This is a genomic window from Bacteroides sp. 2201st1_D9_2201SCRN_220225, assembly GCF_040928965.1.
Taxonomy (GTDB): Bacteria; Bacteroidota; Bacteroidia; order Bacteroidales; family Bacteroidaceae; genus Bacteroides; species Bacteroides stercoris.
Genome location: NZ_JBCODG010000006.1, coordinates 1 through 22,003 on the forward strand (window position 1 = coordinate 1; position 22,003 = coordinate 22,003).

Annotated in this window: 21 protein-coding genes; 17 read left to right on the top strand and 4 right to left on the bottom strand. The window is 53.0% G+C overall.

The genetic code is table 11. The features are described from left to right. Together AB5903_RS02805 and AB5903_RS02810 are read right to left on the bottom strand one after the other, a co-directional pair. On the bottom strand, positions 1–2,208 hold a 2,208-nt coding region (locus AB5903_RS02805), incomplete at its 3' end, for an outer membrane beta-barrel protein (RefSeq protein WP_368117647.1). 274 nt (positions 2,209–2,482) lie between these two features. Next, positions 2,483–3,277, bottom strand: a complete 795-nt coding sequence (locus AB5903_RS02810; RefSeq protein WP_149923579.1) for a M23 family metallopeptidase — start codon at positions 3,275–3,277, stop codon at positions 2,483–2,485. A 140-nt stretch (positions 3,278–3,417) separates the two neighbouring features. Here AB5903_RS02810 and AB5903_RS02815 point away from each other — a divergent pair, with 140 nt between their 5' ends. From AB5903_RS02815 to AB5903_RS02895, 17 genes are all read left to right on the top strand, one after another. Beyond that, the gene (locus AB5903_RS02815; RefSeq protein ID WP_149923578.1) at positions 3,418–4,176 is read left to right on the top strand and encodes a DUF4099 domain-containing protein; all 759 of its coding nucleotides are present in this window, start codon (positions 3,418–3,420) and stop codon (positions 4,174–4,176) included. Positions 4,177–4,196: 20 nt separating this feature from the next. Then, positions 4,197–4,421 carry a hypothetical protein gene (locus AB5903_RS02820; protein WP_055173387.1) on the top strand — a complete coding sequence of 75 codons (225 nt, stop codon included), beginning with the start codon at positions 4,197–4,199 and terminating at the stop codon, positions 4,419–4,421. A 25-nt stretch (positions 4,422–4,446) separates the two neighbouring features. Next, positions 4,447–6,021 (top strand): hypothetical protein, encoded by a 1,575-nt coding sequence (locus AB5903_RS02825; protein ID WP_149923577.1) that lies wholly within the window; start codon positions 4,447–4,449, stop codon positions 6,019–6,021. Between the two features lie 5 nt (positions 6,022–6,026). Next, a complete protein-coding gene (locus tag AB5903_RS02830) occupies positions 6,027–7,475 on the top strand; it encodes a toprim domain-containing protein (RefSeq protein ID WP_149923576.1) in 1,449 nt (482 codons plus the stop codon). A 41-nt stretch (positions 7,476–7,516) separates the two neighbouring features. Further along, complete coding sequence (locus AB5903_RS02835) at positions 7,517–8,881, top strand: toprim domain-containing protein (RefSeq protein WP_149923636.1); 1,365 nt, start codon at positions 7,517–7,519, stop codon at positions 8,879–8,881. Beyond that, positions 8,878–9,375: a PH domain-containing protein gene (locus AB5903_RS02840; protein WP_149923575.1), complete on the top strand. Its 498-nt coding sequence runs from the start codon at positions 8,878–8,880 to the stop codon at positions 9,373–9,375. Before AB5903_RS02835 ends, AB5903_RS02840 begins: the two co-directional genes overlap by 4 nt. Further along, on the top strand, positions 9,356–10,051 hold the full coding sequence (locus AB5903_RS02845; RefSeq protein ID WP_149923574.1) for a hypothetical protein: 696 nt from the start codon (positions 9,356–9,358) through the stop codon (positions 10,049–10,051). Before AB5903_RS02840 ends, AB5903_RS02845 begins: the two co-directional genes overlap by 20 nt. A 26-nt stretch (positions 10,052–10,077) precedes the next feature. Next, entirely contained in the window at positions 10,078–10,761 is a 684-nt protein-coding gene (locus AB5903_RS02850; protein WP_149923635.1) for a hypothetical protein, read from the top strand. 15 nt (positions 10,762–10,776) lie between these two features. Further along, a complete protein-coding gene (locus AB5903_RS02855) occupies positions 10,777–11,442 on the top strand; it encodes a hypothetical protein (protein ID WP_149923573.1) in 666 nt (221 codons plus the stop codon). Between the two features lie 22 nt (positions 11,443–11,464). Continuing rightward, positions 11,465–12,295 carry a M23 family metallopeptidase gene (locus AB5903_RS02860; RefSeq protein WP_149923572.1) on the top strand — a complete coding sequence of 277 codons (831 nt, stop codon included), beginning with the start codon at positions 11,465–11,467 and terminating at the stop codon, positions 12,293–12,295. Between the two features lie 23 nt (positions 12,296–12,318). Then, positions 12,319–12,603 carry a hypothetical protein gene (locus tag AB5903_RS02865; RefSeq protein WP_008655032.1) on the top strand — a complete coding sequence of 95 codons (285 nt, stop codon included), beginning with the start codon at positions 12,319–12,321 and terminating at the stop codon, positions 12,601–12,603. A gap of 15 nt (positions 12,604–12,618) precedes the next feature. Continuing rightward, positions 12,619–14,418 (top strand): hypothetical protein, encoded by a 1,800-nt coding sequence (locus AB5903_RS02870; protein ID WP_149923571.1) that lies wholly within the window; start codon positions 12,619–12,621, stop codon positions 14,416–14,418. Between the two features lie 27 nt (positions 14,419–14,445). Next, positions 14,446–16,785: an ArdC-like ssDNA-binding domain-containing protein gene (locus tag AB5903_RS02875; protein ID WP_149923570.1), complete on the top strand. Its 2,340-nt coding sequence runs from the start codon at positions 14,446–14,448 to the stop codon at positions 16,783–16,785. Positions 16,786–16,789: 4 nt separating this feature from the next. Then, positions 16,790–18,337, top strand: a complete 1,548-nt coding sequence (locus tag AB5903_RS02880) for a glucosaminidase domain-containing protein (protein WP_147542213.1) — start codon at positions 16,790–16,792, stop codon at positions 18,335–18,337. 11 nt (positions 18,338–18,348) lie between these two features. Next, entirely contained in the window at positions 18,349–18,525 is a 177-nt protein-coding gene (locus AB5903_RS02885) for a hypothetical protein (protein WP_165450459.1), read from the top strand. A 78-nt stretch (positions 18,526–18,603) separates the two neighbouring features. Beyond that, positions 18,604–19,212 carry a hypothetical protein gene (locus AB5903_RS02890; RefSeq protein WP_008655026.1) on the top strand — a complete coding sequence of 203 codons (609 nt, stop codon included), beginning with the start codon at positions 18,604–18,606 and terminating at the stop codon, positions 19,210–19,212. 5 nt (positions 19,213–19,217) lie between these two features. After that, positions 19,218–20,903 carry a zincin-like metallopeptidase domain-containing protein gene (locus AB5903_RS02895; RefSeq protein WP_149923569.1) on the top strand — a complete coding sequence of 562 codons (1,686 nt, stop codon included), beginning with the start codon at positions 19,218–19,220 and terminating at the stop codon, positions 20,901–20,903. 103 nt (positions 20,904–21,006) lie between these two features. Here AB5903_RS02895 and AB5903_RS02900 read toward each other — a convergent pair whose 3' ends face one another. Both AB5903_RS02900 and AB5903_RS02905 read right to left on the bottom strand, forming a co-directional pair. Next, positions 21,007–21,375, bottom strand: coding sequence for a hypothetical protein (locus AB5903_RS02900; RefSeq protein WP_008655022.1), 369 nt, complete (start codon positions 21,373–21,375; stop codon positions 21,007–21,009). Between the two features lie 340 nt (positions 21,376–21,715). Then, positions 21,716–22,000: a hypothetical protein gene (locus AB5903_RS02905; RefSeq protein WP_008655007.1), complete on the bottom strand. Its 285-nt coding sequence runs from the start codon at positions 21,998–22,000 to the stop codon at positions 21,716–21,718. Positions 22,001–22,003: the final 3 nt, after the last annotated feature.

Sequence of the window (22,003 nt, forward strand, 5' to 3'; positions counted from 1 at the left end):
AACGGAAAATCGGCGTTTGATGCGCTTCTGGTATCGCACGGTGGCTCTTGCGTTCCAATTCCCGTTCACATTCACGGGATAGCTTTCTATACCGCCTGTTTGGGTATTGTACGTCACAGCCCGTGTCACACTGTTCACCGTGTTCGCCCAAGTCATGTCTCCGTTCAAACCTATCTTCGTGTCTCGTGCTTCTAAGCGCACCCTTTGGTTGTACGAAGGGCGCAGGCTGGGATTTCCCCGTGTAATGTTCAGCGGATCGCTGTTGTCGGTCAGTGTCAGCAGTTCGGTCAGTCCCGGCTGTTTCGTATCTCCCTCGTAACTTAGTTGCACCCGTGTTTTCTTTTTGTGCCACAAGACGGTAACAGCCGGGTAGTAGTTCACGGAGGTTCTCAGCGTGTCAGCTTGTATCCGCCCGGTCTTCTGGTCGAGACTCTGCCGTTCGGGAACGACGGACAGGCCGGCGTTGATTTCCCAAGTTCTGTTCGTATAGTTAAGGTGGAGGGCCACTTCATGCGCTGTCGTGTGGCTTCGGCTTCTGTTGCTCAGGCTGTCGGTATAGGCTGCCTCGTAGCCTTCCGGCAGGGTGTACAAGGGTTCATCGTCCGTACCGTCGAAAAAGCGGGACAGGTCGTAGGTATTGCGGTCGTTGTTTTGGTTTTCCCGTCTGAATTTATACGAAAGTTGTGCCCGCAGGCTCTTGTGTAGTGGCTGTGTCAGTATCAGTCCCAAGCTGAATTTGCGGTTTCTGTTTGGGCTGTCATAATATTGGTTACGGTAGAGGACGGAATCGTTACCCCACTCATCCTGCAATTGGTAATAGGTGGTGGACGACATGGAAAACGCCTCGTTCTTTCCTCTCCCTTCCGAGTATTGCATGGTTAGCCCCAAACTGCTGCCTTTCTCGTTCAGCCGTCGGGTGAGGTCGGCGTTCAGGAAATACTGCCGGTTGGCGCTTGTTGAACGGGAGTTCATGCGGATGCCATTCACCCGGATATCGTTTTCCGTTTGGCCGTTTTCTTCCCCATTAAACGGTGCTGTGATATCCAATTCTGGATCTTCATTGTAGGTCGCCTGCCGGCTGTCACTCCCGTTTGTCCCTTTCATCGCACTAAAGCTGCCTGAAAGGTTCAGCAAGGTCATCTTATCGATATTCCATTTCATGCTTAGCATGGTGCTTGCCATGCGGTTGGTGTTGTGGCGGTCGCTGGTCGCATAGCGGTAGCGGTTCCCCGTTTTCAGGTATTGCTCGTAGTAAGATGTCCCCTCGTTCCCATTGATAGCATTGCTGTACATGACATTCCCGTTAAGGTGTATCTTCTTTCCGAACTTTTTCAGGAAGTTCACCGCTACATTGTCTTGGCGGTTGTCTTTGTTTGCGGATGTCATGTTGCGGTTGCCGCTTTTGGCGATTACCGACAGGTTTTCCCCGGCGGTTTTGAAGAAATTGCTGATTAGTTCCGCTTCTTTTTTCTTGTTGTTACCCTTGCCTGCGGCTACGGAAGTCATCAGTGTACCGTTGAACTCCTTCTTGGTTTGCAGGTCGAGCACATAGTTTTCTTCCCCTGTTTTTATCCCCATGAATTTCTCCATTTCGCTACGCTTGTCATACACTTTTATCCTGCTTACCAAATCGGCGGGCAGATTTTCCAAAGCCAGCGCATGGTTTCCGGCAAAGAACGCTTCCCCGTTTACATTGATTTCCGCAATGGGAAGCCCATTATAAACCAAGGTTTTGTTTTGCCTGTCATATTCCAAGCCCGGTATCTTTTTTACCAGCTCTTCCAAGTTCGAGCCTTCGGGAATCCGGTAGGCATCGGCATTGATGACGGTAGTGTCGCCCACCAGTTCCACCTCCTTTATGGGAGCCGTGACCACCACTTCGGACAGTTCAAGACCTTCTGTCAAGACAATGTTTCCGACATGGATTTTCGTCTTGCCTGTATTTAATGCACGAAACTCCGGCTTCATGCCTATATAAGAAACTTTCAGCAGGTAAGGCGATTCTTTCTTTGCATGGAAGCTAAGGCGGAAATTCCCGCCGGCATCACTCATCACCCCTTTTACAAGGGTGGAATCCCCGGCTTCGAGTACCAAGATATTGGTATAGGGCAACACCTCTTGTCCTTCTCCATTATTGGAAACGACAAGGGTTTTTCCGGTCACATCCACCCTCTGTTGGGCAAATAGAGTTATCGGAAACAGGAACATAAGTATCAGTCCGAGACCAGATATACGCACAATTACCCGTTATTTTTTTATAGTTTTTAAAAGAAATGAAAAACGGGTACAAAATTACAAGCTTTTACCAGCCGTGCCAATACCAAACAATCGGTATATATAATAACTCATTACTTTAACCTTCAACATATAAAAAATGGTCGGAACGATACAGAGTACAAGAAAACCTGCCGTACAACCGAGCCTTTTCCAGAGCATGGCGTCGTGTATGAACCGGACATTTGATTAACAAAAATAAACGGAATCATCTGTGTATTCCACCCGCAGGACTTAATGCGGGGGCCTCTCTGGATTCGGCCAGTGCCGCCACGCACTCTTCGCGTATGGACTTGATGTAATCCAGTACCATTAACGGATCGACATTCTTACCGTCGAGTTTACAGGTGATATGCAGATGTTCGCCGGTGCTGCGTCCTGTAGAACCGGTAATGCCGACGACATCCCTCGGCCCGATAGCAGCCCCTTTCCGGGTAAGGATACGCGACAGGTGGCAATAGCTGACCGTGTAGTCTCCATGCCGTAAGGTCACATACTTGCCGGAGGATTTGTCCTGCCCGACTTTCACTACCACTCCCGCCATCATGGCCATCACCTCGTCGCCCCGTGCGTGGAGGTCGATTCCGTTGTGAAACTTCTTTTTTCCGGTAAAAGGATCTTTCCGATACCCATAAAGCGAGTTGATTTTCATCCGGCGCAGCGGATAGCTTACGCTAAGGTAACGCTCTATCCATACGTGTTTGCAGGTGTCGGCGGGCAATGCCGGGGCAGCATCTCCTGCCGACGGTAAGGTGTCTTGGACGGAAAGCGTGTTTCCGGGCAAGGTCGCTGCATTATCCCTACCGGCAGAAACGACTTCAACCCTGTATCGGGACGGCACGGTCGAGACCGTATTGAATTGTGCTTGAACGGGGCCTGCGATACTTGCAGCACCCGCCATCAAAACCAGTAGTTTCTTTCTCATGCGGCAAATATAACCAGCCCTGCCCAAGATGTCCCGTTTCCACGGCCTTTTTCGATCAAAGTACAACAAAAAAAGCATTCAGAGTATGAATTTATGCACAAAATCATACTCTGAACATAAAAATAAACTCTCTTAATACACTAATATTATTCTATTATATACAAGGGAATGAAAAGAATCTATCTTTGCAAAGTGTAATTCAAAATACAAAATTAAATATGAATGTAGTACGATTTGAACTAATTAAATTGCCCTATCCGACACTGGCCCGATTCGGGCTTACACAGGAGATGATCGAGGACTTGCCGATGCGTGTCCTCGATGAGATTTGCGACGGCAGACACTCTCCCGTGCTTCCGGTCCGTGTCCGTGACGAGAAGGGAGAACTAATTGAAAGCCGCAGCCGCTTCGCCCTTGTCCGCAGAGATGACGGTCTGTCGGACGTGGTATTTTATCCCGTCCTGGAATCCTCGCCACTGGAACGCTACGACGAGGCGCAACAGAAACAGTTGCTCGACGGCAAGGCCATCATTGCGGACGTGGAGACGGCAGACGGACGACACAGCAAGGCATTCGTGCAGATAGACGAGGAAACGAAGCAGGTGATGTATATCCCCACGCCGATTATCGGGCGCAACCTGCAAGTGCTGGCCGACATAATGCACCTCGGTACAATGGAGGTAAACAGTATGCAGAACGGCGAACCGCTGACACTGGTCGTGGACGATGAACCCGTCACGGTGGGCATCGACCTGCATGACAAGACCGGCATCCGCTTCTGTTCGGGCGACAGCCAGAAATGGAAAGAACAGCCCAAACGCGAGTGGGACAAGTACACTTTCGGCGTGTACGGCTGCTGGGTGATGGACGATGACGGCAACCTCGACTATGTTCCCGAAGAGGAATATACCGAAGAACTGTGGAACGAACAGAAGAAAAGCGCCGAGCGTAACCGTGCGGCGGGAGTTCACAAATAATATCTTAACATCCAGCGAATATGGCAGAACACCAATATTATCCCGAAGAGGTCCTTATCGAGAAGATGGAGCGCGGCGAATACGGCTGGCTCGACTATGTGAATCATTTCTCGCCCGAATGGCAGGAGGAATATGCCCGCTATTGCAAGGAGCACAGCCTTATGGCGGGCAACGAATCCGCCGCCGAGTTCGTCCACTACAAGGACGAGCAACTGGAGGCGGCGATGGAGAACGGAGATGCATAACGGAAACCCTTTTTAACAACGGATTATGGCGATACGAAAGAATACCAACCCCCGAATGATGGACCTGCAACCCGAAATGCAGGACATATTGAGGCGTAACGGTATGCAGGCCCACGTGGTCAGCGACGGCACGGGCTACCGGCTCATGGTGCAGGGCCACGATTCGCCGCTGCTGACCTACGACCTTACCGAGCGTCAGATGTTGGCCCTGACGGACTGGGGAACAAACTCGGCCAACAAGAAAGCCTACAACGTGTTCACGAGCATTGTAGGGAAAGACTTTTATATGCCCAAGAACTTCGTCCATGCCCGCAATGCCAATGGCCGTGTCGCTATGGGGCTGCACGGCTACCGTATCGGTATCGGCGAATACGGGCGTGTGGGACGGCTGGGTATGCCGCCCCCGTTCCTCGGCTGGACGCCACGCCACCAGTGGGGCTTCCATCTGCGGCGGGTCGGCGGCCAACTGTTCTATCCGGGGCCGCCCATTGTCCCTGAACGGTGGGACGGACGCATGAAGCCGGGCGAATTGCAGTCGGGCGGCTACGGCTTCTATTACAAATACAAGGCCGGACAACCGGTGCAACCGGCACAACAGACCGACGTACTGCAAAACCTGCAGACGGTCATCACGCCGCTGGTCAGTCGTCCGCGCAGCACGGAACCGGCCCGTACCTACAAGGAACTGATAAGCTCTCCTGTCTATTTTTCCAATGAGAAATGGCAGGAATGTCTTGCCTCCCACGGCCTTATCGTCGATAAGGAGGCACGGACACTGACCGTACAGTCCGAAAAGGTCGCCGCCGATCTGGTCTATGACCTGACGGAAGAAGAAACGGCCGTCCTGACCTCCAACTCCATCGAGGAACAACCGGTCGAGAAGCGGCTGGAAGTCCTGAACGGGGTAATCAAGGCAGATTTTGCCGACAAGGTAACGATGGCAGACCTCGACAGCAAGCAGCGTATCGCCCTCGGTCTGCACCCCGAAGTACAGGAGGAACTGACGCAGCGACAACAACAGGAGCAGGAAATCCTCTCCCCACTGGAAAACCAGCTCCGGCAGGAGATGCCGTATGGCGCAACCGCTTCCGTCGATGGACGCGATATTTCCGTGCTCGACGAGCGCAAGGGCTGGTACCGGGAAGAACGGCACGGCAGGGAGGTCGAGGTCGGCGAGATAGCCGTACACCCATCCCCCATAGAGGGCAAGTACAAGATGACGGCCGTCATCGACGGACAGGTCATCAGCCACGAGATCAGCCAGAAGGACTATGACAAATTCCTCGCGGTCGATGACTACCACCGCATGAAAATCTTTTCGAAAATATTCAGCGAGGTGGACATGAAGATGCGGCCGGAAGCACAGCGCGGTCTCGGCGTGAAGATTTTCGCCGCCCTTGCGGCAGGAACGGTCGTCACGGCGGGTGTCGTCCACGGCCTGCGGCATCATCATCACGGTCCGGAGTTCTACGGTGAGCGTTTCGGAGGCGAGCCGCGTCCGTATTTCAAACCCGGTGTCGATACGCCGAGGGACGTGGCCATACGCAATTTCGAGGCACAGATGAATCAGGATATTAACGATATGAGAAGAGGGAGATAAAGACAATGAGAGAAGGAGACCTTACCTACGACGACTTCCTGCAAAGGCTGAACATTCAGGACGTGCTGATTGACGCAGGCTACCACCTGAACCGGCGCGACGGCCTGCGCTATCCCTCGTATGTCCGTCTGGACAGCGAGGGACGGCGTATCCGTGGCGACAAGTTCATCGTGACGCAACAAGGAAAGTGCTGCTTCCAAGCACAGCAGCAGAAAGTCTATAACATCATCTCGTTCATCAAGGCGCATCCGCAGTTTTTTGCGGAATACCGTGCGGGCATGGCTCCCGACCGACTGGTGAACCTCGTGTGTAACCGGCTGCTGAACCATCCCATCGAGGACCGGACAACGCGGATTATCCAGCCCAAGCGGGACATCCGCCCGTTCGACATCGCGAACTACGACATCCACAAGTTCAATCCGCAGGACCGGGAGACACAGAAGAAGTTCTATCCTTATTTCAAGAGCCGGGGGATCGATCTTTACACTCAGTACGCTTTCCACCGCCACTTCTGTCTGGCAACGAAACACCGTGAGGACGGTGCGGCATACACCAATCTCGCTTTTCCGCTGACCTTGCCCAAAGGCGACGGCACGGTCGTGGGCTTCGAGGAACGGGGACGTGCAAGAACGGACGGAAGCGGCAGCTACAAAGGCAAGGCCGAGGGAAGCAATTCGAGCGAGGGGCTGTGGATTGCCAGCCCTGCCCAAACCCCACTTGCGGAAGCCAAGCGTATCTATTGGTTCGAAAGTGCCTACGACGCGATGGCTTATTACCAGCTTAACCAGAAATGGGACAAGGAACTGCGAAAGGGAGTGTTCGTCTCTACCGGCGGGGCACCGAGCCAGCAGCAGTTCAAAGCCATGACAAAGGCCACTCCACGCGCTTACCACCATCTCTGCTTCGACCAGGACCGTGCCGGACAGATCTTCGCCATCAACTTCGCGCTCACCCAGGCGGGCAAGACATTCACCAGCAACGTGACGAAAGACGACAAACTGCTGGTCCGTATCAGTGGCGAGGAGAACCAGAACTACGAAATAAAACTCGAACCCTTCGACTTTCACAGGATAGTCGGCACGCTTTTACGTCCCAAAGAAATCTATCGGGAAGATGGTACGCTTGACTATCGGACAATCGGCGACGGATATTTGCAGGAGATGAGTATGGTGTGCCAAGACGAGTACGAGATGGCTCTTGCCGAGGGTTCGGCCAGTGAGGAAACACTGGAGGGCATGAGACAAAATATCATGGCTATAGAGGATGCGATCCGTAATCTTCCCGCTCCCGGTGAGGACGGCACCGGCCTTATCGTGTACGAGCCTGCTGAAAAAGGCTATAAGGACTGGAACGAACAGCTCTTGGCAAAGATCAAGCTGCAAGAATCAGTTCACGAAGAGCCGACCAGGAGAGAAGAACCCGAACAGGAACGGCAAGTACGTTTCCACCGATGACAATGCGGCACACCCCACATGAAACAATAAAAGAGAAAACAATGAATGACAAGGAACTGACACATGACGATTTTGTGCAAAGGATCGACATCCGGGATGTACTGCTCGATGCCGGGTATCGCCAGAACCGACGCTTTGGACTACGCCTCTCCTCGTTTATCCGCACGGACAGTGAGGGAAAGCGTATCCGGGGTGACAAGTTCGTCATAACGCAACAGGGAAAATGCTGTAGCCAGCCACCCCGGCAGAAGGAATACAACGTCGTTTCGTTCATCAAGGAACACCCGACGCTATTTGCAGAATACCACGAGGGAATAGACCCGAACCGGCTGGTAAACCTCGTGTGCAGCCGTCTGCTGAACATACCCGTCGAGGATAAGCAAGACCTACGGCCGTTCGACATTGCGGACTACGACCTACACCCATTCGATCCGCAGGACCGGGAGACGCAGAAGACGTTTTACCCCTATTTTAAGAACCGGGGTATCGACCTCAGCACGCAGAATGCTTTCCACCGTCATTTCTGTCTGGCGACAAAACACGGCGCAGACGGTGGGGCATATACCTGTCTCGCTTTTCCGCTGACCTTGCCCAAGGAGGGCGGTACGGTCGTGGGCTTCGAGGAACGGGACTGCGTGCGCATGGACGGGAGCGGCAGCTACCAAGACAAGGCCAAGGAAGGCAATGCGAACGAAGGGCTGTGGATTGCCAGTCCTGCCGGAACGCCCCTTGCCGAAGCCGAGCATATCTATTGGTTTGAGAGTGCCTACGATGCGATGGCTTATTACCAGCTCCATCAAGCGCAGAACCAAGAGCTACGAAAGGCGGTGTTTGTCTCTACGGGTGGTTCCCCAACCGTGGCGCAGATGCAGGGCGTGTTTTCTGCCGCTCTTCCTGCCCGGCAGCATATCTGTTTCGACACCGACCTCGCAGGAATCGAGTATGCTAAAAATCTTCAACAAGAGATGTACCGTGCAGTGTGTTCCACCATTGAGGCGACCTCCGAACGTAAGCCTTATCTCGACTCTGTTCCGGATGGCGAAAATCTGGACTGTGGAGAGGTGGAACTGCTGCCCAGGGATTTGCTAAGCAAGTATGGGAAATACGAATCAGCATGGATAGAAGCCAGGTCGATGCACTCGAGCGGTCTGTGCCATACGGACGATATACAGGTCCAAGAGGATATTGTAAACAGGCTTTACAAAGAGTTCCGCGAGGGACTGCGGGAGTTCCTCGGACTGGATAAAAGGAATGACACCTCCTTTGTCCGCGAACGGCCCGCCTATCCGCACAAGAACTGGAACGGATTGCTTCTGGCCGAGCAAAAACGGGAAGAATCCATCGGACAGAATCAGGAACGAGAGGAAAATGCCGAACAGGAACGACAAACACATTTTCGCCGATGACCACGCCATACTCCATACAAGATGTCCGAAACATCACCCTGTGGCCGCACGCCGGGCAATTCGTCATCGACGAACTGCCATTGATATTCATGTGCATGGCGGGGCTGGTGTACGGCGGCATGGAAGGTATGCCGCTGGGCAGTATGGCAACGGTCATTGCCTTGTTTCTGTTCCTCGTGCTGCTGTATCGTTTCATCTGCCTGCGCCGGATACGTTACCGGGTCGGCGAAGAACAGCTTGTCTGCGAGCGGGGGCTTTTCTGCCGTAGGGTGGACTACATGGAACTGTACCGTATCGTGGACTTTCAGGAACACCAGAGCCTCCTGCAACAGCTTTGCGGTCTGAAAACGGTCGTTATCCTTTCGACGGACCGGAACAGCCCGAAGCTCGACCTTATCGGTATCCGGCGCGGAAACGACATCGTGGCGATTATCCGTGAACGTGTGGAAATCAATAAACGAAAAAAGGGAATCTATGAGATTACGAATCATTAGTATATGGGTGGTCTTTGTGCTTGTCGGTCTGTTTCCGCAATTGGCCAAGGCGCAGGTTGCCGCTTCGAACCCGTTGGAATGGGCAGCCTTGGCCGAGGGAAACGAACTGATAAACGGCCAGATAGACAAACAAATCAAGGGGCAGACACAGACCGCCCTGATGCAGAACAGTATCGCGGCGGAGTTCAACCGCATACATGAGTGGGAAAAGCAGTACAACAGTTATCTCAAGACGGCGAACGGTTATGCTTCGTCGCTGAAAGCCTGCACCCACCTCTATAACGACGGCGTGCGGATTTTTCTCACGTTGGGAAAACTGGGCAAGGCGATACGGGACAACCCGCAGGGCATCGTCGCCAGCATGAACATGAACAACCTCTATATCGAGACGGCGACGGAGCTGGTCTCCGTGTTCACGCTGCTGAACGACGCCGTGGCCAAAGGCGGCACGGAAAACATGCTCACGGGAGCGGAACGGAGTAAGACCCTATGGGCATTGAACGACCAGCTTGCGGCGTTCAGCCGGAAACTTCACCTGCTCTATTTGAGCCTGCGCTATTATACGCTGAACGACGTGTGGGACAACATAACGGCGGGCATGATCGACCGCAGCAACGGAGAGGTGGCCCGTCTGGCCATGTCCCGCTGGCGCAGGGCGGCCGCTATCGCCCGCTGAAAAAAGAAAAATAAAAACGGAGAATGATGAAGTGGACAATCTGGATATGGATTCTGTTGCTGTGTGCCGGTATCCCGAAGGTGCAGGCCCAAAACGATGCAACCCTTGCGGGAATGATTCTGGTTTATACCAACAAGGCCGAGAAAGAACTGAAGAATCAAGAGAAGGTCATGCTGATGCAGACCACGGGGCATGTGTGGACGAAGGAGGAAGTGGAAGGCACGACGGACTTGCAACGGGAGTTCAACAATTACCTGAACTCGTTCCGCTCGATTGTCTGCTATGCGGCGCAGATTTACGGTTTCTACCATGAAATAGCGCAGCTGACGGACAACATGGGCGACTTCACCAAGCAACTGGGCAGACATTCGACCAACGCGCTGGCCGTCGCCCTTTCCACGCGGCGCAACCAGATTTATCGGGAGATGATACTGAACAGCGTGGAAATCGTGAACGACATACGCACGGCCTGCCTGTCGGACAACAAGATGACGGAGAGGGAACGCATGGAGATCGTGTTCGGCATACGCCCGAAACTCCGGTCGATGAACCGGACGCTGCAACGGCTGACCAAGGCAGTGAAATACACCACGATGGGCGACATCTGGCGGGAAATCGACGAGGGCGCACGCCCTGTCGCAGATAAGTACGACATCGTGAAAGCCGCCCAAAGACGCTGGCGGCAAATTGGAAGAAATGTAAGACCCTAAAAAAAGAATAAAAATATGGGAGCTTGGGATATGATATTGAAATACGGCGGAAAGGCCATGAAAGGCATGGGCAAGGCCGCCAACATGGCGGGAAAGAGTGCCGGTCATGCGGTACTGCACCCTTCGCAGACCCTTCGGGGAGCCGGGCAGGCGGTCAAGACGGCCACTGCCGGGGCTGCTGTCGGCTATGTGGGTTGGGAGAAACTGACGACTGATAAAAGCGTCGCACGGATAGTCAGCGAGGCCGTGGTCGGCAAATCTGCCACGGATGCCCTTGCGGGTACGACCGAAGACATGAAGGAGCTGAAAGACAAAGCCGGAGAGGCGGTTTCTGCGGTAAGCGAGGCCGTGGGCGGTGCAGACTCGAAACTGAACGGGGTGTCGCACTTCCTTCGGGAAACTTCCGGCGGCGGATTGTTCGACATGCTCGGCGGCTTTCTGCGAAACCTCGGAGGGGGCAACGTGTCGGGATTGAACATTGCCGGTCTGATCGCGGCAGCGTACCTCATGTTCGGACGTTTCGGCTGGCTGGGTAAAATCGCCGGATTGTTCCTGGGCATGATGCTTATCGGCAACAATGCGGGCGTTGTCCGCACGGCTTCCCCGGAAACGGTGTCGAGGGCACAGATGCCGACCCTCTCTCCGGAGGAGCAAACGCAAAGCGGAGGAATGAGAAGATAGAAACACGAAAATATATATATCAATGAAATATACGGAAGAAATGATTCTGCACTCCGACAGCGGCTATTGTATGCCGTTCGAGGAGCCGCAGGGGAAAGACGTGGAACTGTCGCTCGGCTATGGCGAGCAGGTACACCCGGCAACGGGAGAAAAGTTCTTTCATCACGGGATAGACTTCAACGTGAGGTGTTACATGCTGTCAGCCGTGGCCAGCGGCATTGTGTCGGGCGTGGGCAACGACCCGGTACACGGCATCTGCCAGACGGTCCGTTACGGCGGGTACGAGGTGACATACGGTCATCTGTCGAATGTGTTCGCCCAATTCGGACAGCGGGTGAAAGCCGGACAAACGGTGGCTTTGAGCGGCGAACGGCTGCATATAGAAGTCAAATTCAAGGGCGAGGAGCTGAACCCGATAGAGTTTCTGACCATGTTGTACGGCAATATCAAGGCTTTGCAGGAAGCCGACGGCAATGGTGCGGCATCTTTTTACGATGCGGAAGCAGGAGTAAAAAACGACTACGAGAAAGATCAAAGGGAAATAGAAGAGCTGATGCTCCGCTTTCTGCCACTTTACATGGAGGATTTGCAGCGGGGAGCGTACACGGTTCCCGCACATACGGAGCAGTCGCTACGCCACATCTTTACAATGGGAGCTGCGAAAGAGTATTTCTACGAGAAGATGCCGAGCATGTACAACCCGCTGGGACTGGGGCGCAAAGCCATGCCGCTGGCCTGCAAGGTACAGAACCTGCTGATAGCGGATTTTCTGAACTACCTTGCCCTGCGGCATGAGGTGTACCTTTCCGCAACAGGCGGCGAGGTAAAAAAAAACTTCATGACGAAGCCGTAGCGGGCAGCGGACTCATTGATCCGTTGGCGGAACTGGACATCGACATCCAGAGTTTCGACATACCGAGAATCGTCTCCGTCTATCCCGACCGTGCCGGAGTCCGCTGGTGGACGAAGGCATGGTTCAACAACCGGGAGGAAGGGGAAGCCTCGGTAGAAATCGAGCGGGAACAGGCAATACGTTTCATTCACGACAACATCGAAAAGGACACGTGGCTCGAAGAGTTTTTCCCAAAGCAAATGGAGGTGTACCATAACGCTATCGAGCAGACGAAGGAACAACTGTTGAAACAAATAAATATGATATAGAAAGGCATTGATTATATGGACGGAATCAAACATAGCAGAAGGTTTGCGGAGTTGGAGGCCCTGATGGGCAGTTATTTCCGCCATCATCTTGTCCCCGTCATGACGCAGACGCAATCCTACCTGACCGAAAAACAGGGCGAGGAAATGAAAGCGTATTCGACCTCCCTGGGCGGCATACTCGGCATGATGGCGTCAGCGGGGCAACCGCTCGCCGACCCGTACCAGACTCTCAAGGTTACGGGAGAGTGGAACTCCAAGACGACCGAGGACTACATCGGGATGTGCAAGGACAGGATTCTCTCGTCGGAGGAGATGCAGCACGACCTTGCCTACATGGCCGGACAGTGGCGCGATGCCGTCGTGAAGGAAGTCGGACGCGAGCGTTACGATAAACTGTCGCAGGAATTAGGCTGCGACCTCGCCTATGCCTTCGTGGACTATCGTGTAGAGCAACTGATGATAGACCAACTGGTCAAGGAGCGTATGCCCAAATCCTCGGCGGACTACATCATCCGTAAGGCAGCGGAATCGAGCCTGCTGGGATTGCCGCAGGCTTTGGGGCGCTCGCCGCTGGCCGAAGAGATAGAAAAACGCGGAGAGGCTGCCTACCGGCCGAGCAAGTTGGAGAAAGGTGCGGGCTGGGTGTTGGGGGCTTCGGCCGATACGGTCATGCTGGGCGGTACGGGTTCGTGGACGGCCGTTGCACGGTTCATCGGTGCGGACACGGCAATCTCAGCCGTTGCCGACCATTTCGGGAAGGAGGAAACGCAGCCGCCCTCTACAGAGGAGTGTATCAGCAAGGGCGTGTTCGGCAGCGACAGCAACGTGTTCGACGGCTTCCGCAAAGAGGCGGCAAGCATACCGGGCAAAGAAAACACGGCTCTTGTCGCAGCCAACGGAGAGTTGCAGAAGAAGATACCGATTGTAACATTCGATTTTATGGACTGGTGGAAAACAGACAATAGAAATATGCCGTGGCGGGAAGAAACCGCCGAGGAGAAACGGAAACGGGTGAAACGGTATAAAGACGTGCCGATGGTTATCGCTCCCGGACAGGAGGAAGCCTACCTGCAAGATATGGAAAGACGGAAAGCCGAAACAGAGGAACAGACCGGTCAGGAATCCGAACAGAGGGAAAAAGAAGTACAGGTTTTTACAGTCTCCACCGAAAAGACAGTACGGGAAGATCCGTCCGGGCAAGAAGCGCAGACCATACAGACCAACGAGAACGGTTGGGATGGACTGACCCGCTTCCTCGGACTGGAAGGTTTCGGCGAAGTCATGAGTAATCCAGGCAGTGTGTTGGCCATGCTGCCCGACATGCTACTGGGCATATTCACAGGCAAGACGCAATCTTTGGGACTGAAAGACAACCTGCTGCCGATTGCGAGTATCGTGGCGGGCATATTCGTCAAGAATCCGATGTTGAAGATGTTGCTTATCGGCTTGGGTGGCGCGAACCTGCTGAACAAGGCAGGGCACGAAGCATTGGGCAAAGAAAGGACAGAGAGAAGCAGATATGCGGCCACAGCCGACAGAGAGGTTCAATACAGAAGCTATCCCGATGAGCCGCTGAATCCGCGTATCGTAAACCCTGCACTACAAGGCTGCACGCTGGTCGCCACGATAGACCGTGTACCCTGCACGGTGCAGCTCACACCCGCTATGGCCGACGCTTACCGTGCAGGAGCCTTGCCGCTGAACACGCTGGCCAATGCCGTGCTCGCCCAAAGTGACAAGCTCCGCCAGATGGCTTCGCAGAACTACGACAACGGACAACAGGAGACCATCGTGAGGACACGGGGCATTCAGTAATCCTGTAACCGATAAAAATATGGGAATATGAAAGAAAAATCGCAAATGGAAAAGAATGCCGAGGAGCGTCAGATAGAGCTGCTCTCCACGGCTTTGAACGAAGCGTCGAATGCCGGAGGACACTGGCTCAACGCTACGGGCAAGGGTTTTCCGAAATTCTACCCGCGCGGTGTCGCTGTCAGCCCGTTCAACGGCCTGTTTATGGCCTTGCATTCGGACCGGAACGGGTGTAAGACCAACCTGTTCACACTTTATAGCGATGCCAAAGCACGCGGCACGTCGGTCCGTGAGCATGAACAAGGTGTTCCGTTCCTGTTCTACAACTGGAATAAGTACGTCCACCGCAACAATCCGGAGGACAACATCAGCCGGGAAGCCTATCTGAAACTGGACGAGGAGATACGAAAACAGTACAAGGGCATACATAACCGGGAGATCTATACACTTTTCAACATCGACCAGACGACACTACCCTACGTGGATAAGGAAGAATACGATGCGGTATTGCTGAAAGACGGCAGTGCCGTGGAACGGGGATATTCCGAAGCCGATGAACGGCGGCTGCATATCCGTTTCAACGACTTCCTGCTGAAAATGCGGGACAATCTCGTGCCCGTGCGTTCGGACGGCAGCGGAATGCCCCATTATGAGACGGACCGCGATGCGGTCTATATGCCGCGCCAACGGAACTTCGAGCATTATAACGACTACGTTCAGGAAGCCTTGCGGCAAATCGTGAGCGCCACGGGACACCAACAACGGCTGGCCCGTGAAGGCATGGTGATGAAAAACGGCATGGGTCCTTCGGAAGATGCCCTCAAACAGGAACGGCTGATCGTGGAGGTGGCTTCGGGCATCAAAATGCTGGAACTGGGACTGCCTGCCCGTCTGTCCGACAAAAGCCTTGAACTGGTGGACTACTGGAACCGGGAACTCAAAGAGAACCCCAACCTGATGGATGCCCTCGAAAGCGACGTGAACAACGCCCTCGAAGTAATCCACAAGGCGGAACGAGGCGAGAAAATCGAATATGCCACGATGCGTAACCGCCGACAGACTTCGGATATGCAGGAGCAGCTACCCAAGCATTTCTATGTGGCCGATGAGATCCGGAAACACCCGAACAAGGAGGACAAGACCATTGTCATCGTCATCGACCCGTCCTCAAAATCGGCGGACGTGATACTCCCTGCCGGTGCGTCGCCGGAGGTGGACAATGAAGTGCCGGGCATGAACAAAGCCCGTATCGGCAGGGCTTTGCGAAGGGAAGGTATTGAAAACGTGCGTTTCTTCAATCCCGACGGCGCATGGGGGTACAGGCCCGATGATGCCTATTTCGCCAAGAAACAGGTATCACTGGCCCGACTAAAGAACTGGGCACTGGAAATGCTTTCCACACTGGACGTGACGCCTGCGGTCAAACGGGCGGACGAAATCGGTTTCGACCAGGTACAGATGATCCAGGATGACAAGAACCGTTGGGCACTGTATCTGAAACCAGAACATCAGAGCGGGTACAGTATCTATCCCGATAAGGACGACCTGAACCGTTTCTTCTCCACGCTCAAACAGTCGATGGACAATATCGAAAATGTACGCATGGAACTGGCGCACAAGTATTATGCACTGGCGGAAACCCAGCCCGACCTGAAAGTGGACCTGTTCAGCAGCGGGGCGCAGGACATCGACCTGAACCGGATTCAGCGTGTGTCCGTGTTCAAGACCAAACAAGAGGGTATTCTGTGCGTGGCGACCATCGACGGAAAGAAACTGCAGCCCCGGAGCGTGACGCGGCAACAGTGGCAGCGTATGTGGCTGGCGGAGGACCGTGCCGGATATAAACACCATCTGGCGGCCACGCTTTTTGCCGATGTGCTGCGTAAAGGACAGACGCAGGAAGAGACTGCCGGAAAGAAACAAGGAGAAAAGGATACCCTACAGCAGGATAAAGACAAGCATCCCAAACAAGCCAATGAGGAATCCCCAAAAACTGCTTCATCCTTGAAAGAGTTGTCCATAAAAGATATACCGGAACAACTGTATGACAAATACAAGAAAATCAAAGAGGAACAACCGGAAGCGGTCGTCCTTTTCAAACATGAGAACAAGTATTACGCGTCCATGTATGATGCGGAAACCATAGCGAACGAGCTGAACATGCCTCCGGACAAAGAACGCATTCCGTATGATGCGGACAAAATCATATCGGTATTTGAACACAGCAATGAGGAAACAAGGCAGCAAATCCATGCGCTGCGGGCATACGTGATGGATTGTGACGGTATGTCCAAGGCGCAGCAAAACGAGCCTGCAGAGGCAACCGACGAACAGAACATGAACGAACAACGTCCAACCATGAGGAGGTAAAGATATGGCAAACAAGAATCAAGAATATACGGAACAATACGCAGATTATGCGATGGCACAGATGCGGAGGTACGGCATTCCGGCCTCCGTGACGCTGGCGCAGGGCATACTGGAAAGTTCCAACGGGCAGAGCCGTCTGGCCGTGAATGAGAACAACCATTTCGGCATCAAGGCCACGCCCGAATGGATTGCCGAAGGTGGCCGGTACGGCCTGTATTCCGATGACAAGCCGAACGAGAAGTTTTGCAGCTACGACAGCGTGGGCGATTCGTATGAGCACCACTCACGCTTTCTGAAAGAGAACAGCCGCTATGCCCGCTGTTTCTCGCTCTCGCCCGACGACTACAAGGGCTGGACACAGGGCCTCGAAAAGGCGGGCTATGCCACGGGAGGGCATTATGCCGACAGCCTACAACGTATCATCGAACAGAACGGGCTGCAAAAGTACGACCGGCAGGTCATGCAGGAAATGGAGACGCAGGGAAAGCGGTTCGGCGTGGAAGAGAACCCGCTCCGTGAGGTCGGAAATACAGTGGACTATTCGTTTCCGGTGGAGCGGAAAGAGTTTCTTTTCGTCACCTCGCCATTCGGTTTGCGGCAAGATCCGGCAGACGGCAAGGAGCGTATGCACACGGGTATCGACATCCGGTGCGACGGCGATACGGTCCTGGCCACGGAGAAAGACGGCAAGGTCGTCGCTGTCAAAGACAAAGGCCATGCACCCGGTAACAAATCGCTGACCGTGGAATACACCCGTCCGGACGGCAGCAAGGTACAGTGTACCTACATGCACCTCGGCGAAGTTTCCGTAAAGGCAGGCGATACGGTACAGGCAGGCCAGAAGCTCGGCCGTTCCGGTAACACGGGGACACGGACGACCGGGGAGCACCTGCACTTCGGTGTCCGGCAGATTTATGCGGATGGCACGCAGCGGGACGTCGATCCGGCAGCGTATCTGGCTGAAATCGCACAAAAGGGACACATCAAACAGCAGGTACTGCATAACGGCAACGACTTGCTCGCCCGATATAAGGGAACAGAAGAGAATGCCACCGGCAAAAGCCTTTCGCCCGATACGTGGATGAAAAAACTGCTCTCCTCGGAGGATAGCGGCGTGGGATTGTCGGGGTGCAGTGATCCTGTCGTGGAAATGGCCATGACCGCCTTTACCTCCCTGATGTTGCTGGCGACGCAAATCGACAGCAAGAACAAGGAGGTACAAAAGGCGGCCATTTCCGAGGCGATGGACAGCCGGCGTATCGACCTCAAAGCGTTGCTGCCGGGCATGAAAACCTGTGACCTCACAGTCGGGGAAAACGGGCGGGCTGTCCTGCAGGCGGACAACGGCAGCGTTCAGGTATCACGGGAACTGACCTCTGCCGAGTTAAGCCGCCTGTCGGTGACGCTGAACGACAGTTCTCTTTCGGAGGAAGCCAAACGGCTGCGTGTGACCGGCGTGCTGAACACGGTCATCCTCTCGGAGGCGGCGTCGCAGAACTTTGAACGGGGCATGTCCGAACAACGGGCACAATCGGAAAACCTGAAAAGATAATCCCAAAAGTCATGATAAAACGCGTGATGATACGACTTTGCGGATATTTGTCCGGGGTGTCCGCCTGCGCCTTGCATATCCTGTTTTGTTCCCGGCTATTCGGTTGGGTAGCAACACTCGTTATCGTGGGCGTCCAACTGGGTATCGCCGGCTGGATTGTCTACATGAGAATACGTGCTCCCGATTAGGAAACGCTTTCAACCTGTTCAACTTCAAGACACCCCGCTTTGTCCGGTGGACTATGTATCACTAAAAGACAAAATAAAATGATTAAATGCAATATTACGGCGTGCGGCACCATCGGCCGCGACGCTTCGATGCGCACGACCAAAGAAGAGAAAACATTCCTGACCTTTCCGCTCCGCGTCGTGCTCCAAGGCAAGGACGGCCGGAACGAAACGGTCGAGATCAGTGTCAGCAAGGAGGGCGGTCAGAAGAAGGTATCCGGCTATCGCAACGGATTGCGTGTCGAGGTTGCGGGGACGCTGTTCCTGAAACGCCGGGGCGAAAAGCTCTATTTCAACCTCTTTGCCGACCGTATCGGCCCGGCGGCAGACATCGCGGATTCCATCAAGGGCGAACTTTCGTTCCGGGGCAAGGTGGGCAAGAACATCGAGGAACGGAAGGACAAAAAGGATAAGTCCTATACGATGTTCTCTGCATTCAGCACCGAAAAGGTCGATGAGAATTTCGAGTACCAGTGGGTGCGTTTCTTCTGCTTCGACAGGCAACGTGAAGAGTGGCTGCAACCGGGCGTCAAGGTAGAAGCCAAGGGCGAGATGACAGTCTCGGTACATAACGGGAAGCCGGACATCTCCTGCCGGGTGGAAGAACTGGCGCAATATATTCCCGAATCGGATAACTTCAATCAGTAGCAGTCATGGCCGGTTATAGAAAGCGAAATACGGAGGGGCCGAGCAGCGAGGACAAGGCGCTGGACCTCTTTGCCGAGATGATGATCGAGAAAATCGAAAGCATCCACAAGGACTGGCATAAGCCGTGGTTTACCGAGGGGGCACTGCAATGGCCGCGTAACCTTTCCGGGCGGGAGTACAACGGTATGAACGCCCTTATGTTACTGTTGCATTGTGAGAATGAGGGGTACAAGATTCCGCGCTTCTGCACCTTTGACTGCGTGCAGCGGCTCAACAAGCCCGGCAAGGACGGGCAGGAATTACCCCGTGTATCTATATTGCGCGGCGAGAAATCGTTTCCCGTCATGCTGACCACATTCACCTGCATACATAAGGAAACAAAGGAGAAAATCAAGTACGACGACTACAAGAAACTCTCCGACGAAGAGAAGGCGCAATACAATGTCTATCCGAAAATGCAGGTGTTCCGGGTGTTCAATGTCGCCCAGACCAACCTGCAGGAGGCTCGACCGGAGTTATGGGAGCAGTTGGAAAGAGAGAACGGGAAAAGGGTCGAAAACGGCGAACATTTCAGTTTTGGGCCTGTCGATGCGATGATAAAGGACAACCTTTGGATTTGTCCCATCAAACCGACGCACCAAAACGAAGCATACTACTCAATCACAAAGAACGAGATTGTCGTACCCGAAAAGGAGCAGTTCAGAGACGGGGAATCTTTCTACGGAACGCTGTTCCATGAGATGGTCCATTCCACGGGTGCCGAAGGTGTGCTTGACCGACTCCAACCTACCTCTTTCGGTTCGAAAGAGTATGCCCGCGAGGAACTGGTGGCCGAACTGGGCAGCGCGTTGGTCGCACAACGCTACGGCATGACCAAGCATATAAAGGAAGACAGTTGCGCATACCTCAAAGGGTGGCTCGATGAGTTGAAAGAATCCCCACAGTTTATCAAGACAACGCTTCTGGACGTGAAAAGAGCTTCGTCAATCGTTACTCAAAAGGTGGATAAGATTGCGCAGGAGTTGGAACAAAATGTTACCGAAGAGCAAGAGGACAAACGCTCTGCCAAGGAACGTATTTTTTATGCTTCGGTGGCCTATCTCCAAACCGCTGACGACACGAAGCAACTGGACGAATTGAAGGACAAAGGCGACTACAAGGGTCTGCTTGCGCTCGCCAAGGAGTATTACGACGGCAACGGCATGGACGAGCAGTATACATACGCTTCTCCCCTCCAGAACCGGGGCGATGACCTGCTGATTGAAGATAAGGACTTTGCCGTGGTGTACAACGGAAGTGTCGGAGGCACATACGACATCATGCTGAAATACACGGAACAGGAGGTGCGGGACCATATCACACGTTACGGCACAGACCGTGCCAGCGATGATGTGAAAGAGGTGGCCAAAGATATGGCGGCGGAACAGTTTGCTGAACTGACACATCAGAGAATGCCGGTATTCGAAATGCCAAACGGAGATATTCTGTATGCAAGGTACAATAGGGACAAGGATACGCTGGACGTGGGTACGGCCACCAATGCAGGGATGGCCGTACAACATCATTACCCTTATGACCACAACATGACGCTGGAGGCCAACCTGCAAGCCGTGAACGAGAAGCTGAACGAGCTTGAAGAATACAGGGAGGAGCTACAAGAGGCGGAATATGGCGGCGGTCTGCGTCGGTAACGGCAGCGTAATATGAAGAATGTGGAGCGATTTCATACTGAAGGCGCTCCACATCCTTATAGTCCCTACCGGTTTTCATTCCGCTACAGACTATATGTTATCATTACGACAGCAGTTTGTCAATCATTGACTGTAACTGCAGCATATCGCAATATTGATTGTTTCCGCCGGTATAATCCTTTGCGTGCCGGGCAGTCCGTATCATGAACGAACCGAGTTCTATCTTTATCCCATCATCCATCCGCACATCCGCAGAATGGTTTATGTATACAAACTTACCATTACGTTCAATAAAGCAACTTGTATAATAATGCCCCTTATTCTCGGATACGACCGCCGCATCCACGGCTTCTGCATATTTGGATATTTCACGTAGCAATGCCGTTTGGAAATTACTGTATTCCTTTGAAACATAAGTTTCTGCGTCTGCAAGGACAGAAGATTGCCATTGGGTATAAAAAGTCTGTGTCATATTCTTTCAATTCTAATTCTGTAAATAAATTAGGCACATAGCAATAAAAGTATTGAATTTATAGTATTCAATTAACATTTAAGCAATTACCATGATGTTTTCAGAGACCAAAGTTACGGAGATTTATTGTATGGCAGATGATTTTTGCAAAGAAATTGCTCAATTTCAGGAAAAATATATGGTTGAAGATAAAGATATTGAATATTCCATGCCCCACTTCCTTTAATATAACTTTATTTCCAACTCCCTTTCTACCATAACAGCATACTGTTTTTGAAAGAAGCCCGCCATTGATGTATGTTTTTCAAAGACGGGCAACTGGCTATATTTTGAATTATACTCACGTTAAATAGCTTTCCCAATTCTCTTTGTCGATAGTTAATTTGTTCATTTCCCAATCGTATTCCACTTCCGGTATATCGGAATAAGGGAAGTGCACGGTATAGCCTATCTGTCCGTAGGAGCAATGCAGCGGTACAACGCAAATTTCCTGACCGCAATAAGACTGTGGCGTACAGTATTTCTTCCAATCAAAACGGCCTGCAACTATATTGCAGCAGAGCAGTTTTAGAGCCATTATGCCTTTCCAACTCTGAAAATCTTTCTTGTAACTTGCTCTTTTCATAAT

What these genes read in the sequence shown, in the direction of transcription:
- AB5903_RS02810 (WP_149923579.1), bottom strand. Translation starts at nt 3,277, where the DNA reads ATGCTTTTTTTGTTGTACTTTGATCGAAAAAGGCCGTGGAAACGGGAC.
- AB5903_RS02815 (WP_149923578.1), top strand. Translation starts at nt 3,418, where the DNA reads ATGAATGTAGTACGATTTGAACTAATTAAATTGCCCTATCCGACACTG.
- AB5903_RS02820 (WP_055173387.1), top strand. Translation starts at nt 4,197, where the DNA reads ATGGCAGAACACCAATATTATCCCGAAGAGGTCCTTATCGAGAAGATG.
- AB5903_RS02825 (WP_149923577.1), top strand. Translation starts at nt 4,447, where the DNA reads ATGGCGATACGAAAGAATACCAACCCCCGAATGATGGACCTGCAACCC.
- AB5903_RS02830 (WP_149923576.1), top strand. Translation starts at nt 6,027, where the DNA reads ATGAGAGAAGGAGACCTTACCTACGACGACTTCCTGCAAAGGCTGAAC.
- AB5903_RS02835 (WP_149923636.1), top strand. Translation starts at nt 7,517, where the DNA reads ATGAATGACAAGGAACTGACACATGACGATTTTGTGCAAAGGATCGAC.
- AB5903_RS02840 (WP_149923575.1), top strand. Translation starts at nt 8,878, where the DNA reads ATGACCACGCCATACTCCATACAAGATGTCCGAAACATCACCCTGTGG.
- AB5903_RS02845 (WP_149923574.1), top strand. Translation starts at nt 9,356, where the DNA reads ATGAGATTACGAATCATTAGTATATGGGTGGTCTTTGTGCTTGTCGGT.
- AB5903_RS02850 (WP_149923635.1), top strand. Translation starts at nt 10,078, where the DNA reads ATGAAGTGGACAATCTGGATATGGATTCTGTTGCTGTGTGCCGGTATC.
- AB5903_RS02855 (WP_149923573.1), top strand. Translation starts at nt 10,777, where the DNA reads ATGGGAGCTTGGGATATGATATTGAAATACGGCGGAAAGGCCATGAAA.
- AB5903_RS02860 (WP_149923572.1), top strand. Translation starts at nt 11,465, where the DNA reads ATGAAATATACGGAAGAAATGATTCTGCACTCCGACAGCGGCTATTGT.
- AB5903_RS02870 (WP_149923571.1), top strand. Translation starts at nt 12,619, where the DNA reads ATGGACGGAATCAAACATAGCAGAAGGTTTGCGGAGTTGGAGGCCCTG.
- AB5903_RS02875 (WP_149923570.1), top strand. Translation starts at nt 14,446, where the DNA reads ATGAAAGAAAAATCGCAAATGGAAAAGAATGCCGAGGAGCGTCAGATA.
- AB5903_RS02880 (WP_147542213.1), top strand. Translation starts at nt 16,790, where the DNA reads ATGGCAAACAAGAATCAAGAATATACGGAACAATACGCAGATTATGCG.
- AB5903_RS02885 (WP_165450459.1), top strand. Translation starts at nt 18,349, where the DNA reads ATGATAAAACGCGTGATGATACGACTTTGCGGATATTTGTCCGGGGTG.
- AB5903_RS02890 (WP_008655026.1), top strand. Translation starts at nt 18,604, where the DNA reads ATGATTAAATGCAATATTACGGCGTGCGGCACCATCGGCCGCGACGCT.
- AB5903_RS02895 (WP_149923569.1), top strand. Translation starts at nt 19,218, where the DNA reads ATGGCCGGTTATAGAAAGCGAAATACGGAGGGGCCGAGCAGCGAGGAC.
- AB5903_RS02900 (WP_008655022.1), bottom strand. Translation starts at nt 21,375, where the DNA reads ATGACACAGACTTTTTATACCCAATGGCAATCTTCTGTCCTTGCAGAC.
- AB5903_RS02905 (WP_008655007.1), bottom strand. Translation starts at nt 22,000, where the DNA reads ATGAAAAGAGCAAGTTACAAGAAAGATTTTCAGAGTTGGAAAGGCATA.